This window comes from Labrys miyagiensis (assembly GCF_030160835.1).
GTDB lineage: Bacteria > Pseudomonadota > Alphaproteobacteria > Rhizobiales > Labraceae > Labrys > Labrys miyagiensis.
On the sequence record NZ_BSPC01000005.1, the window covers coordinates 168,592 to 182,997 of the forward strand.

The 14,406-nt window shown below is 58.8% G+C and carries 8 protein-coding genes and 2 tRNA genes; 8 read left to right on the forward strand and 2 right to left on the reverse strand.

From position 1 onward, the window contains the following. The first annotated feature begins 2 nt into the window (after window positions 1–2). Genes brxC through QQL24_RS01580 form a run of 7 tightly spaced genes read left to right on the forward strand, consistent with a single transcriptional unit; the run spans window position 3 to window position 13,435 of the window. The gene (brxC, locus tag QQL24_RS01550) at window positions 3–3,545 is read left to right on the forward strand and encodes a BREX system P-loop protein BrxC (protein WP_284310119.1); all 3,543 of its coding nucleotides are present in this window, start codon (window positions 3–5) and stop codon (window positions 3,543–3,545) included. 12 nt (window positions 3,546–3,557) lie between these two features. Beyond that, complete coding sequence (locus tag QQL24_RS01555) at window positions 3,558–5,480, forward strand: Eco57I restriction-modification methylase domain-containing protein (protein ID WP_284310120.1); 1,923 nt, start codon at window positions 3,558–3,560, stop codon at window positions 5,478–5,480. Beyond that, window positions 5,477–7,489 (forward strand): BREX-1 system adenine-specific DNA-methyltransferase PglX, encoded by a 2,013-nt coding sequence (locus QQL24_RS01560; protein WP_284310121.1) that lies wholly within the window; start codon window positions 5,477–5,479, stop codon window positions 7,487–7,489. The genes QQL24_RS01555 and QQL24_RS01560 overlap by 4 nt, the downstream gene beginning before the upstream one ends. Next, window positions 7,489–8,562, forward strand: a complete 1,074-nt coding sequence (locus QQL24_RS01565; RefSeq protein WP_284310122.1) for a GTP pyrophosphokinase — start codon at window positions 7,489–7,491, stop codon at window positions 8,560–8,562. The genes QQL24_RS01560 and QQL24_RS01565 overlap by 1 nt, the downstream gene beginning before the upstream one ends. A gap of 8 nt (window positions 8,563–8,570) precedes the next feature. After that, window positions 8,571–11,114 carry a PglZ domain-containing protein gene (locus tag QQL24_RS01570; protein ID WP_284310123.1) on the forward strand — a complete coding sequence of 848 codons (2,544 nt, stop codon included), beginning with the start codon at window positions 8,571–8,573 and terminating at the stop codon, window positions 11,112–11,114. 2 nt (window positions 11,115–11,116) lie between these two features. Continuing rightward, window positions 11,117–13,159 carry a protease Lon-related BREX system protein BrxL gene (gene brxL, locus QQL24_RS01575; RefSeq protein ID WP_284310124.1) on the forward strand — a complete coding sequence of 681 codons (2,043 nt, stop codon included), beginning with the start codon at window positions 11,117–11,119 and terminating at the stop codon, window positions 13,157–13,159. 45 nt (window positions 13,160–13,204) lie between these two features. Continuing rightward, a complete protein-coding gene (locus QQL24_RS01580) occupies window positions 13,205–13,435 on the forward strand; it encodes a hypothetical protein (protein WP_284310125.1) in 231 nt (76 codons plus the stop codon). A 71-nt stretch (window positions 13,436–13,506) separates the two neighbouring features. Here QQL24_RS01580 and QQL24_RS01585 read toward each other — a convergent pair. Both QQL24_RS01585 and QQL24_RS01590 read right to left on the reverse strand, forming a co-directional pair. Continuing rightward, window positions 13,507–13,582, reverse strand: a tRNA-Thr gene (locus tag QQL24_RS01585). A gap of 40 nt (window positions 13,583–13,622) precedes the next feature. After that, window positions 13,623–13,716, reverse strand: a tRNA-OTHER gene (locus QQL24_RS01590). A 247-nt stretch (window positions 13,717–13,963) separates the two neighbouring features. On the opposite strand from QQL24_RS01590, the gene rpmB reads away from it, so the two are divergent. Beyond that, complete coding sequence (gene rpmB, locus QQL24_RS01595; protein ID WP_284310126.1) at window positions 13,964–14,257, forward strand: 50S ribosomal protein L28; 294 nt, start codon at window positions 13,964–13,966, stop codon at window positions 14,255–14,257. Window positions 14,258–14,406: the final 149 nt, after the last annotated feature.

The following is a 14,406-nucleotide window of genomic DNA, read 5'->3' on the forward strand; positions in this document are numbered from 1 at the left end:
TGATGGCCAACGAACCGATCAAAAGTCTTTTTGCAAATGACATTCATCGTCGCATCGAGGAAGTCATCAAGGTCGATCAGACCAGCGATGACATCCTACGCGACGAAATCAATGAGTACGTGGTGACCGACGCCATTCGGTCCCACTACACCAATATTTTCGACGCCTTTCGCGAGACCCCGAACAAGCCGCACGAGGGCATCGCGATCTGGGTGTCCGGCTTCTTCGGCTCGGGTAAATCCAGCTTTGCGAAGATGCTGGGTCTATCGATCGAGAACCGCGCTGTCGCGGGAATTCCTGCCGGTAATCGGTTCGCTCAAAGAGCTGGCGACAACAAGCTTCAAGTCCTCCTAAAGGCGATAAACGAGCAGATTCCTACCCACGCCGTTATCTTCGATGTCTCGACTGATCGAGGGATTAGGAGCGGGAACCAGTCTCTCACCGAGATCATGTACGGTCTTTTCCTTCAGAGCCTTGGCTATGCCAAAGATCTCGACCTCTCCGAATTGGAAATCGCCCTTGAAGAGAAGGGCCAACTTGAGGGGTTTGAGGCCGAGTATGGTCGTCTCTTCCAGAAGGAATGGTCATTCGAGAAAGGCAAAGTTGCCTTCGCTCTCAGTGAGGCGAGCCGGGTTCTACACAGCCTCGATCCCGAGACGTACCCCATGGCCGACTCCTGGGTAAAGGCAGTCAAAAACAAGGCTGACATCTCTCCCGGGAAACTGGCGGAGCGCGCCAATGAATTGATGAAGCGCCGGCGACCTGGCCAAGCTCTCATGTTCGTCGTTGACGAAGTCGGCCAGTTCGTTGCTCGCGATATACAAAAGATGCTCGACCTACAGGCCGTTGTTCAGAGCCTCGGCGTCAAAGGTCGAGGCAAACACTGGATCGTCGTCACTTCGCAAGAGAAACTTGGCGAGCTCGTCAGCGGCCTCGACGATAAGAAGATCGAGCTTGCCCGCCTCATGGACCGCTTCCCTCTTCAGGTTCATTTGGAGCCGTCGGACATCTCCGAGGTCACCAGCCGACGAGTTCTGTCGAAAAATGCCCCTGCGCAGAAGACGTTGGGAGAGCTATTTGACCAGCATCGCGGAAGGTTCACGGAGCACACCCGTCTCACCGCCGATATCAAACTACCGGAGCTCACGCGTGACAGTTTCATAGATCTCTACCCTCTGCTGCCATATCAGATTGATCTGATCATCCAGGTCGTCTCGGGGCTTCGGACGCAAGGCGGCGCGAGCAAGCACGTGGGCGGCGCGAACCGCACCATCATCAAGCTGGCCCAGCAGCTGCTCATCAATCCGGCCGTCAATCTTGCAGACCAGCCAATCGGCTCCGTAGCCAGGCTCGATCAGGTCTACGACCTCGTCGAGGGCAACATTGGCTCTGAGGTCCGGGCGAAGATCTCCGCCATATCCAAGGAACTTGAACATCCGCTCGCGCAGCCGGTCGCCAAGGTGATTTGCCTGCTGCAATACGTGAAGAGCGTTCACCGCACGGCGGAAAACATCTCAGCGGCGCTCCATCCCGGTGTCGCCGGGGATTCCCAGCTTGCCGCGGTGAAGGACGCACTTCGTCAGCTTGAGGCCGCCAACAAGGTTCGTCTCGGCGACGACGGATATCGGATTCCGACGCCGGCGGAAGACGATTGGGAGCGCATTCGCAACGGGATCAGCCCGAAGCCGGGCGATGCACATCGAATCTACTCCGAGGTACTGGCCGCTTTCTGGCAGCCGCAGCCAACCCACACGCTCTTTGACACCAAGACGTTCAAAGCGGGTCTCTCCATCCATGGCCGAGAGATCGTCGATGGCGACATGATGTTCCACGTTCAGCTCGCTGAAGTTGGCGCATCCTTCCAGGCACTGGCGACGGAACTGCGTGCGCGTAGCCAACAGGAGCGCAAGAGCGTGTTTTGGGCTGTCGCGCTCAACGACGCGATAGACCGAGAAACTGTCGAACTCTTCCGCTCCAAAGAGATGCTGGCCAGGAAGGAACGTGAAGCCAAAACGGCGGACGAAACCGCGCTCATCGGCGAAGAGAAAATCCGGCAGAGGCGGCACCAGGACGAATTGCGCCGGCTAATAAAGGCCGCCTGCCTGGCCGGCAGCGTCAGCTTCCGCGGCAATGACCGAAGCCCCGACGATCGGGCCGTCGACATGGGCAAGAGCGCGGCTGACATCCTGAGCGATGTGCTTCCGGAGGTATTCGATCGCTTCAAGGAAGCCGCCGCCAAGCCTGCCGACGTGAAGAAAGGCGTCGATGCGCTGTTTACCGCGGAGAACCTCCAAGGTCTGCCGTCGGTATTCGGTACGCTCGGGCTCTTGCGCGATGAAAAGGGGAAGACCGTCTTCCGCGTTGAAAGTGGCGCCCTTGCTGAGGTGCTGTCGCGGATCGAGGAGCGCGCCAATTACGGGGACACCGCGAGCGGCCGGTTCCTCGCGGACGAGCTGGCGAAAGAGCCCTTCGGTTGGGACTTCGAAGTTGTGCGGTTGCTTGCGCTCTCATTGCTACGGGCCGGAAAGATTCAGGCGACCAGCAAAGGCCAGACGATCGACTCCGCGACAGGGATCGAAGCCCGCGACACTTTCTCGAACAACAATTTTTTCCGTCAGGCCTCGTTCCGACCGAAAAAGGGCATCGAGTTCGAGGAACTTGTGAAGGCCTCGGAGGCCTTCCGGGACACGTTTGGAAGCGAAGTCCGGGAGCTCAACGCCGGAGCCATCGTGTCCGAGCTTCGCAAGGAGATCGCGCGGCATGAGGACCCGGTTGCCTCAGCGCACGGCCAGCTCATCGCATCGCGACTCCCCGGCGCTACGGTCCTCGAGGGCGCCATCGGTCAGATGAAGGCGGTCCTGCGCGGTTCAGAGGACAACGCGATCGCGACGTTCAACGCGTCGCACCGGTCGATCAAGGATGCAATCAAACGCGCGACCGAGCTTGACCAAGCCCTTTCGGAGCCTCGCTTGCGGGACCTTGATCGGGCGCGCGATGCGCTGAGGTTCGCCTGGCCCTTCCTGCGCGGTGAGTCCGATGTCAGCGAGGATCTCCGAGCCAAGGCGGCGGGGCTTGAAGACCTCCTGGCACGGGAGACCTTTTACCGGGAGTTGCCTTCTATTGACCAACATGCCTCGGCAATCGACGCTGAGTACGCGCGCCGTTTTGACGAAGCGTTGGAAGCCCGGATCGCCGCCTACACTCAAGCCATTGACCGGCTGGCGCATACGCCTGGCTGGGATGGAATTGACCAGGACCAGCAGCAGAAGCTGGCGGCTCCGTTGGAGCGCGGAATGACGCGGGACCAGGAGCGGGTGCCAATTCCTCAGCTCCGCTCGGAGCTGGATGCCTGCGAGACGCGTCTTCAAGACGCCGTCGCGGAGTTGCACCGCATTGTCGATGGTGATCGGGTCGCGACGGTGAGGCTAGGTGGCTATTTCTCTGGAGGGGTTGAGACCGAGGAACAGCTTGATGCCGCCCTCGCCGGCATTCGGGAGGAATGTTCGCGCCTGATCGGCACCGGCAAGAAGGTGATCGTTCAGTGATCGGCGCACTCCATGGATAAGACGACACGCAACGCCATTGAACGAGCAACCCAGCAGGCGCGGAAGCTGCTCGATGAGGATTTTTCGTCGCAACTCGAAGGGACATTCGATGTGCTGCGAAGCGGCGTCATCGCTCCGACAGGCGGTGCGCATCTTTCCTCCCGCCAGCAGTTTCAGCGGGACAAGATCGTCGCCACCGTTGAACACAAACGTGCCGCCGGGACGACGGCCGTAGAGGCGGTCACAGACTATGTCCGGGATTCCGCATTCACGACACTTAATCGCTTTGTCGCGCTCAAGATGCTGGAGGCGCGCCAACTGGTTCAGGAGTGCATCACGAAAGGCGAGCAGTCCGCCGGTTTCAGAGAGTTCTGCGGCATGGCACCAGGTGTGGCCCTGCTCCCCGATGCCGCAGGCTATCGCCTCTATGTTGAGAGCCTGTTCGATGAGTTCTCGACCGAAATCAAAGTTCTGTTCGACCGCCGCGATGCCGCCTCCGTCCTGTGGCCCAAGCGCCAGACGTTCGAAGCGATGCTGACCATCCTTAACGCATCTGACCTGTCGGGGGTTTGGGGTGAGGATGAGACGATCGGGTGGGTCTACCAGTTCTTCAACAGCGGCGACGAGCGCAAGAAAATGCGCGACGATAGCCCGGCCCCGCGCAATAGCCGCGAATTGGCCGTACGCAACCAGTTCTTCACTCCGCGATATGTTGTGCAATTTCTTGTCGATAACACGCTCGGCCACCTCTGGCTGGAGATGCACGGAGAGAAAACGCGTCTGACAGGGATTTGCGAATACTTAGTGCGCTCCGCCGATGACTCGATCCACGCACGCCCTCGAAAGGATCCACGCGACCTTCGGAGTCTGGACCCTGCCTGCGGCTCGGGGCATTTCCTGCTCTACAGCTTCGACCTCATGCTGGTAATTTACGAGGAGGCATGGTTGGCGGAGGGTGCCGATCCGATAAGTGAGGCAACGGGCCGCTCGCTGCGCCAAGACTACCCCGACCTAACCGACCTCCGTAGAGCGGCCCCGAGGCTGATCGTTGAACATAATCTCTACGGCGTGGATATCGACCCACGCTGTGCACAGATTGCGGCCTTGGCGCTATGGATGCGGGCGCAGCGGGCATGGAAGGAACTTGGCGTTAGCGCGTCCAATCGACCGAGAATCCAGCGGACACATATCGTCGTGGCGGAATCAATGCCCGGCAATGATTCTCTCGTTGACGAATTCACTGCTCGTCTCGATCCCCCCCTGCTGCGCGACCTGTTGAAGAAAATGGTTGGAGAATGCCGACTGGCTGGCGAACTGGGCACGCTTCTTCGGGTGGAAGAGGGCATCGCCGGGGAGCTGCGTCGGGCTCGCGAGCAATTTCTAGAGCAACGAGGAACCACCGCATTCCTGCCTGGCCTGGAGCCGGAGGCGAAACAAGGGGCGCTCGACCTCTCAGGCATCGATGACGACCGCTTTTTCCACGAGGCTGAAGCCAGGATAATCGAGGCACTACGAGCGTTCGCCGAGACGGCGTCTGACCGTTCCGGCGTGAGGCGGCGGTTGTTTGCAGGTGATGCCGCCCAGGGGATGGCCCTAATTGACGTGATTCGAACAAGATTTGACGTCGTCTTGATGAATCCGCCCTTTGGGGCATGCAGCGTTCCCGGCAGGAAGGAATTCGAAAAGAGTTACCCTCGGACGAAGAATGACGTTTACGCCGCCTTCGTGGAGCGTGGCATTGAGCTTCTTTACCCACGTGGGCGGCTCGGAGCCATAACCTCACGAACCGGCTTCTTTCTGTCTAGCTTCCGAAAATGGCGAGAGGAAATTTTGATGCCTAAGGCTCCGCCCACGGTCGTTGCCGATTTAGGAGTTGGCGTGCTCGACGGTGCCATGGTTGAGACCGCCGCCTATTGTTTAGAGGCAGTAGTATGACGCTCTTTATCCGGGCCGTTGCTGCAGAGGACAAAGCCTCTGCCATCAAGAGAGTGATCTCTGGCGAATTGACTGATCGGTTCACACCGAATCTTTCGCAGTTCAAAGAATTACCCGGAACGCCCTTCGCGTACTGGATTGGTGCTGGCGTGCGCGCCGCCTTCAATCGATTCCCTGCTGTTGAGGGCAACGGGAGAGCGGTTAGGCAGGGCCTAGCAACCGCGGACGACTTTCGCTTCTTGCGAGCACAGTGGGAAATTGATTCGCGGAAAAGAGGGAAGAAATGGTTCCCTTTTGCTAAGGGCGGCGAGTTGTCTCCGTTCTACGCATCTCTTCATCTCACCATTAATTGGGATGAAGAAGGCAAGGAACTGAAGGCTTGGGTGGTATCAAATCCTTCAGATCCAAGAACGGTACATTGGTCCCGGAGGATCGCCAGCTCTGAGTATTACCTACTACCCGGAATGACATGGCCCCTTCGAGCAAGCCGGTTCGCTCCGCAGCCGATGCCTTCAGGTTGCATATTTTCGGTCCGGGGCTATTCTGTATTTCTGCCAGGGTCTATTCTATTGGCTGGACTTTCAATTTTTAATAGCAAACCGTTTGATTATCTTTTCAAGGCATTGCTTGGACGATTTGGATATCCAGAATTCATTGTTGGAGTTCTACAGAAACTTCCTTGGGCAGAGCCGTCCGCAGACCAAGCCAAAGCTTTGTCAAATCTTGCCAGAAGCGCGTGGAGCGCAGCACGCGCTGCAGACACGGCCGTCGAAACCTCTTTAGCGTTCGCGCTGCCCAAGCCGCTTAACGTTGGAGCCAACGGCACTACTGGCGCCACATTGCTCGAACTACAGTCAAAAATCGATGCGATTGCCTTTGAGATTTTTGGACTCGACGAGTCTGACAAGCGGGAGATTGCAGGTGCGGCAGTTTTTGCGTCAGCAGAGATCGTTGCAGACATCGACGATAACGAAGACAAGAATACTGACGCAAATGCTGACGACAATGACCAATTCTCCCTACAATCTTGGGCCGTCGGCGTCGCATTCGGCCGGTTTGATATTCGGCTTGCGACAGGAGAACGCGCAATCCCAGCAGAGCCGGAACCGTTTGATGCGTTGCCGGACACAAGCCCGGGGATGGTGCCGAACGGCGAAGCCCCGTTCATGCCGTGTAAAGGGGTGCTCGTCGACGATCCCGGCCACGCGGACGATCTCGCCGCGCGAGTCAACGCGGTGTATGAACGCGTGGGCCAGCCAATGTTGGAGGCCGCGACCTTACGGCGCAGCCTCGCTCGCGATTTCTTCCCTGCGCATCTCAAGATGTACACAAAAAGCGGCCGAAAGGCGCCAATCTACTGGCAACTTGCGACGCCCTCAGGGGGCTACTCCGTTTGGCTCTACCTTCACGACCTAAACAAGGACACGTTCTTTCGGGTCCAGACTGACTATGTCTCGCCAAAGCTCGCACATGAGCAGCGCCAGCTCGAGGGTCTCCGAAATGACGCGGGACCGAATCCGAACGCGGCACAGCGCAAAATCATCGAATCCCAGGAGAGTTTCATCGGGGAATTGCAAAGTCTCCTGGAGGATTTGAGGCATGTGGCTCCCCTTTGGAACCCGATTCTTGACGATGGCGTCGTGCTGACAATGGCCCCGCTCTGGCGGCTCATGACTCAGCACAAGCCTTGGCAGAAGGAGCTGAAGGCAAAGTGGGAAGATCTCGTGGCCGGAAAATTCGACTGGTCGCACATCGCCATCCATCTATGGCCTGAGCGTGTGGTACCGAAATGCGCGACAGACCGCAGCCTCGCCATCGCCCACGGACTTGAAGATCTTCTTTGGGCCGATTCGAATGACGGGAAGTGGAAGCCGCGGCCAACTCCAAAGCGCCCAATCGATGAGCTTGTCCGTGAACGTACGTCGATTGCTGTCAAGGCCGCTTTGCAGGGACTGACGGGAGCGTCAGCGCCGAACGGTTCGACGGCAAGAACACGGAGATCATCATAGTGACGATCTCCGAAGACACGATCAAAAACGCAGTTCTTCGCTATCACCGCGAATACGACCGATATCTGAAACTCTCTGCGCGCGTCGCCGAGATCTGCAGGTTTGAAATTGTCGAAGGCAACGCCATCCGAGCGCAAGTCACATTTCGCGCAAAGAGTCCCAAGAGCCTTGAAGGAAAGCTCCGTCGCTTCGCTGCTTCTGGGAAGAAGGACCTGCCGAGTGTGCAGTCGGTATTTGACGCAGTGCGGGATCTCGCCGCTGTTCGAATAGCGACCTACGAACAAAGGCATGAGGATCAGGTCGTTCAGCTGGTCTGCAACCGGTTCGTGGATTTGCGTGGCGCTCCGCCAAACAGCGAGCGGAAGGACAAGAACGCGGCGGATAACAACAACTTCTATCGCGCTACGCATATCGAGGCATTTCTGCCGGAAGGCGATGTGATCGGCACCTACGCGAACGTCTCGGATGTTCCTTGCGAGGTCCAGGTGTGCAGCATGATGGCCCATGTCTGGAACGAGGTTGAGCACGATCTTGGCTACAAACCCCTCACGGGTTCACTTTCAGACCAGGAGCGCAATCTGCTTGTCATGCTGGGCCATGCCGTTCGGCAGGGCGATATGACAATAGGAAGCCTGTTCTCCGAGACCGAGCGCCGGCAGCGCGAACATGGTGGCGTGTTCACGGACGTCTATGACTTTGTGGCACGGGTCCGCGGCTGGTTTCCCGGTATTGATTTTGGGCGAAACGCCGGCCCGCTGTACGAAGCGCTACAACCAGTTCGACTTGTATCGCCCGAAAGCATCAGGAAGCTGGTCACTGTTGCCGAGCCGATGACAGCAGCCGCTCAGAACGCGCTCGATGAATTTTCGGGGAAACTGGCGTCCAAAGGTGATGCGCGGTTCACGCCGGACCGAAATTCCTCCGACCTTCTACTCATTCTGCTTTTACCCAAGGTCGCAAATTACATTGTGTCTTCGTCGGGCGATGCCGTCTCCGACGGCGTCGCGCGCCTTCGCTGGTTCGCTGCTCGCTTTCAAGAATTGTCCAAGGTGGAAAGCGGAGGTCTCAGCTGATGCACCCCTTGCATGACTATATTTCGAAGCAGCTTGCCGAGAGGCTCAAAGCCAGGAAGGTAGTTGTCTGGTACGATGTTCGCCGCGAGTTCGCGTCGTTTACCGCTGAATTGCGGGGTAGCGCGCGGACCAGCGATGAGGCTGTGCCCGTGACAGTCAGCGGCATGGCGGCGCGGCTGACCGAATATGATGGCTCGATGTTCGAGCTGCGTGCGGTCGTAGAGCCCTTCGTATGCGGCGACGCGCCGGCGGAGTGCATAATCGTTTACCTGCCGGGCTGCGAGCGCGATCGCCATGGCTCCGTATTGATGGAACTCGAAAAAGCCGGAGATTGCTATGAGCCGCAGCTGAAGCGGCTCGCGCGCAATGTGCTGCGCCAGCGTTACACCGACGGCGTGATTGACGAGATGCTGGCGCCGGAGCGGGTTTCCTATGAGGACCTCGCGCGCGCATCATCGGACATATCGTCTACCGAGCCGCCATCGGTTCTGAAGTCGATTTTCCACAGCACATCGGGGAACGAGGGCATCATCGCGTCTTGGCTCGCGAGCGACGAGCGCGATGCCGAGATTGAGGCAAAAGAGGCGACCCGTGAGCTGGTGAAGCTCGTGCGTTCGAAACTCGGGCTGGAGCTTCCTGACGACGCCACATTGCCAAAGCTGAGATCCATCACCTTGCGGTATGGCCTTGCAGGTGAATTCAGATGCGAGCTCAGCGGCACCCCCCCTTCGGTTCTTGACGCTATCCCAGCGCCGAAGACCAAGGATGAGGAAGGAGCGGTTCGGGAGCTAGCCCATCAGCTTCGCTCGAAGTTCTCCGACGTTTATCCCGCGATGGCCGATCGCGTGGAGGCCGAGCTGGGGCTTCGCGACGCCCTCGTCCCCGCCGGGACTCTCGGGTCGATCGACACGTTCCGCTTTGAGGAAAGCGTGCTGCTGGCCCATTGCGGCGACCTGGTCGCGGAGAAGAAGTTCGATCAGGCTCTCGAAATCATCGGTGGGCGTGAGCATAGCTTCTGGCTAGATCGTGATGTCGGACGGAAGGCCCAGTGGGAGGCGTGTCGCCGCATGGCCGAGCTGGGGAGCCTCGGTGTGGCTGTGCGCGCCGCGGTCGGGAAAGCCGGTGGCGACGCCAATGCCTGGATTGGCGCATACGCAGCCAAAGACGGCTGGTTCAGATTGGACCAAGCTCAACGCCGCCTTGAGGCATGGGTCGCGAATCTCGACGACGAACCGGAGGAGCGTCCGCTGGGCGTGGTTCGGGGCGTCTACGAAGACGCCTGCCGCGTCATGGCCGATGGCTTTACGAGAGCTCTTGTCGCGGCAAAATGGACGGTCTCGCCGTCATTGCACCAAACACGGATATACAGCGAGATCGTCTCGAAGCAGCCCAAGCCCGTGGCGTACTTCTTCGTTGACGCCATGCGTTTCGAAATGGGTGTCGAACTCTCCGAGCGGCTTCCAAAGTCCGTGGAAGTCAGCGTGCGACCTGCTGTCTGTGCGCTACCGAGCATCACGCCAATCGGTATGGCCGCACTGCAGCCGGGGGCATCGTCAAGCTTCAGCGTTGTCGAGCAGGCCGGCACGCTCGGCGCAAAGATCGACGACGCTTTCCTTCCCGACCTAGCCGCGCGGAAGAAATTTGCCGCCGCGCGCGTGCCTGGGCTTGCCGACATTGCTCTGGACGAACTGCTCAGTCTCCAACCCTCCCGGCTTGCCAAGAAGATTGAGGGCGCTCAGGTCATCATCGTGCGGTCTCAGGAGATCGATCATGCCGGCGAGCGGGGGTTCACGTTCCAGGCTCGGCAGGTGATGGATACGGTTATCGACAATTTGGCCCGGGCCATCCGCAAGCTTTCCGCGGCGGGCGTCGAGCATAGCGTGCTGACCGCTGATCACGGGCATCTGTTCTTCCCATCGGACCGCGATGAGTCGATGCGGATCGACCCGCCGGGGGGCGACGAAATTGACCTGCATCGTCGCTGTTGGATTGGCCGCGGTGGCGCAACCCCGGCTGGTTGCGTTCGGGTCACTGCCTCGGCGCTCGGGTATGAATCCGATCTGGATTTCGTGTTCCCCGTCGGGAGCGGCGTTTTCAAAGCGGGCGGTGATCTCGCCTTCCACCACGGCGGCCCCTCACTGCAGGAGATGCTCATCCCGGTGGTCACGGTCCGCATGAAGGCGAGAGAAGCAGAACGGGCGAACGCAGGACCGGTGACAGCGACCGGTCTGCCTGACGCGGTCACCAACCGCATATTCAGCGTGACGATCCAGCTCGACGGGAAAAATCTGTCTCTCTTCTCGAACGAATTGGTGGTCCGACCGCTGCTGATTTCAGTGGGAAAGCAGGTTGGCGGGGTGGGCATGGCCGTCGATGGCGATTTTGATCGCGCGACAGGCTGCGTGAAGCTTCAAGCCGGCAAGCCCGTCACCGTCGCGTTCCTACTGAGCGATGAGAGTTCACCGTCGCTCCGGGTGGTCGTTCAAGATCCGACAACAGACGCCGAGCTGTACCGCTCACCTACCGATATCCCGGTTCGTCTCGGAGTTTAAGCATGAGCAATGGTTCACCGCCGACCCGCGACACACTCGACAACAAGGCGAACCAGCTGTTCGCCGGAAAGGCCGTCCGCAAGGATCTCGTCCGAAAGGTCAAGGTCGGAGCGAACGTCCCCGTATTCGTGCTTGAGTTCCTGCTGGGAAAATACTGCGCCTCGTCAGATGAAATTGCGATTCAGATGGGATTGCAGGTAGTCAACGACACGCTGGCAAACAATTACATTCGGCCCGATGAGTCTGCGAAGGCGCAAAGCAAGGTCAAGGAAAACGGAAGATATTCCTTCATCGACAAGGTGAAGGTCCGCTTGGTGGATTCGGATTACTGGGCCGAGGGAGTCAATTTCAACAACAAATTTCTACACATCCCGAGCCAATACGTTCGCGATTACGAGCGCCTGCTGATGGGCGGTGTTTGGGCGCAAGTCGACATGCGCTTCGAGTCCGACGAGGAGTCGAAGGGCAAAAATCCGTTCTGGATCGACAAGCTGGTTCCGATTCAGATTGCAACCTTTAATCTCGACGAATACCGCAATGTGCGCAAGCAGTTCACGACCGGCGAATGGCTCGACCTCATCGTCCGGAGCATGGGGTATGAGCCCGGCGAGATGTCTCGTCGGCTCAAGTTGCTTTTCTTGGTCCGGCTCATCCCCCTTGCAGAGCGGAACTACAACCTCGTCGAGCTCGGACCACGCGGCACAGGCAAGAGCTACGTCGTCCAGGAAGTCTCGCCTTACACCGCTCTCCTGACGGGAGGGACCACGGTCGCTAACCTATTCGGACACATGTCCGGGCGCCAGAAGGGCATGGTCCAGATCTGGGATGTCGTCGGTTTCGACGAGGTCGCGGATCTCCAGAAGATGCCGAAGGAAGTCATCACGACGATGAAGACCTACTGCGAGTCAGGCACGTTCCAGCGGGGGCAGGAGGCCGTCGCTGGGGATGCCAGCATCGCGATGTTCGGCAATACCAATCAGCCCATCGACGTCATGGTTCAGACCGGCCACCTCTTTGCGCCGATGCCCGACACTATTCGCGACGACATGGCGTTCATCGATCGCCTGCACTTCTATCTCCCGGGATGGGAGATTCCGCAGATGCGGAATGAACTGTTCACGGACCACTACGGGTTCGTCGTCGACTATCTCGCCGAAGCGCTGCGCGAGATGCGCAAACACAATTTCACAGAGATCATCGACCGATACTTCTCGATGGGCGCGCATCTCAACGCCCGCGATCGCAAAGCGGTTCGGAAAACCGTGTCTGGTTTGATGAAGATCCTGTTCCCCCACGGCCAGGTGACGCAGGACGAGCTCGCGGAAATCCTTGAGCTGGCGTTGGAAGGTCGGCGGCGCGTGAAGGAACAGCTCAAGAAAATGGGCTCCTTCGAATATTACCAGACATCGTTCAGCTACACGCTGCAGGAGACTGGGGAGGAGCGGTTCGTCGGCGTACCGGAACAAGGAGGGCGTGACCTAATCTCCACGGATCCCCTGTCACCCGGAACCGTATATACGGCGGGCGTTACATCCGATGGGACGGTTGGCCTGTATCGCCTGGAAGTTTCCGTTTCGAGCGGAACCGGGAAGCTGAAGATGGCGGGCGGCATTTCGGGAACGATGAAGGAATCGGTTCAGCGAGCCTTCAGCTATGTCCAAGCGAAGAAGGCCGAGTTCGGCATTGGGCGGGAGTTGGATACCTCGGACGTGCACGTCGAGGTAATTGACCTACTTGGGAATCGAGTTGAGGCCGAAATTGGGGTCGCCTTCTTTGTGGCGACCTATTCAGCACTTAGGAAAGCGCCAGTCAGCCCTGGGTTGTTGGTATTGGGCGATATGAGCGTCCAAGGAAACATCAAGCCCCTCCGATCCCTCACAGAGCCGCTTCAAGTCGCAAAGGATAACGGTGGTCGCCGCGCGCTCATTCCGATCGAGAACAAGCGAAACTTTCTCGATGTAAGCGCGGATATCATGGAACAGGTCGATCCGATCTTCTACGGCGACCCGAAGACTGCCGCCATGAAGGTGCTCGGGAGCCCCTAGGCGTTCCCGGAACGGGCCCCTTGCGAAATGGCCACGAGGCAAGGAGTGACAGCGAAACGGGATAAAGAACATTCTGGTCACCAGCGCCAGACTGGTGGACGGCCACTGCCCGGCGAGATCGCCGGCGGAATGACTGCGATGCGCCAAGGAATCCATTTCAAGTTTCTTTTGAATGGTTTTGAGCGGCGCAGCACGTTCGACGACCTGCTAAAGTGCCAGCGCGAACTTCGATGTTTGATCGATTTGGTTTTGCACCGTTGCAAACCTGACCGGTGATGACCAACGACTTCCCCGCCTGGAAGGTCAGGCAGGTGAAATCGTTAAACCATTGAAAAATTTGAAGAAAGTGGTGCCGCTTGCGTGACTCGAACACGCGACCCCATCATTACGAATGATGTGCTCTACCGGCTGAGCTAAAGCGGCACATTTCGGGCAGACGCCCTACTAATCCCATACTAAATCCTGGCACCACTTGCCAAGCCATTGTTCACACTTCGCTTTCGGCGGTGGACCCGCTAATTACGAATGATGTGCTCTACCGGCTGAGCTAAAGCGGCGCCATGGCGTCTTCCGGCGGGCCGGTGCCGATGGTCCGGCGTAGGCTGTAGAGACGCGCCGCCCTGATACAGGCAAGCGCGGCAGAAGGCAAGTCCTCTCGCGGATACTCTTGACGCCGTGCAAGGGCCCGACTATAGCAACGCACACAATTTCTGGCCGAGGACCGGCACCCATCCCGGGTGGCGGTTTTCTATTTGCCTGAGGCCTCGCGTGAGCGGCGCCGTTCCGATCAAGAAGGATAGTACCATGTCCCGCCGTTGCTCGCTGACTGCAAAGGGCGTCCAGTCTGGCCACAAAGTGAGCCATTCGAACGTGAAGACCAAGCGCAAGTTCCTGCCGAACCTGCACAATGTCACGCTGATTTCCGACGTGCTCGGCCGCTCCATACGCCTGCGCGTGTCGAGCGCCGGCCTGCGCACTGTCGAGCACAATGGCGGCCTCGATGCCTGGCTGATCAAGGCCAGCAGCTCCGAGCTGTCGACCACGGCCGTGCGCCTGAAGCGCGAGATCGAGAAGAAGATCGCCACCGCCGCCCAGTAAGCGGATCGGCCTTCTGGACGTTCGGGGCCGGAGCCTGGCGCTTCGGCCCTTTTTGCGTTTGGTGTGCGCCGGCGGGGTGGTCGCTTCCTGCGATCCCGGGAAGTCTAACCAAAGCTTAATCCGCCGCCCCTTGACCCCCGCGCCCGAAA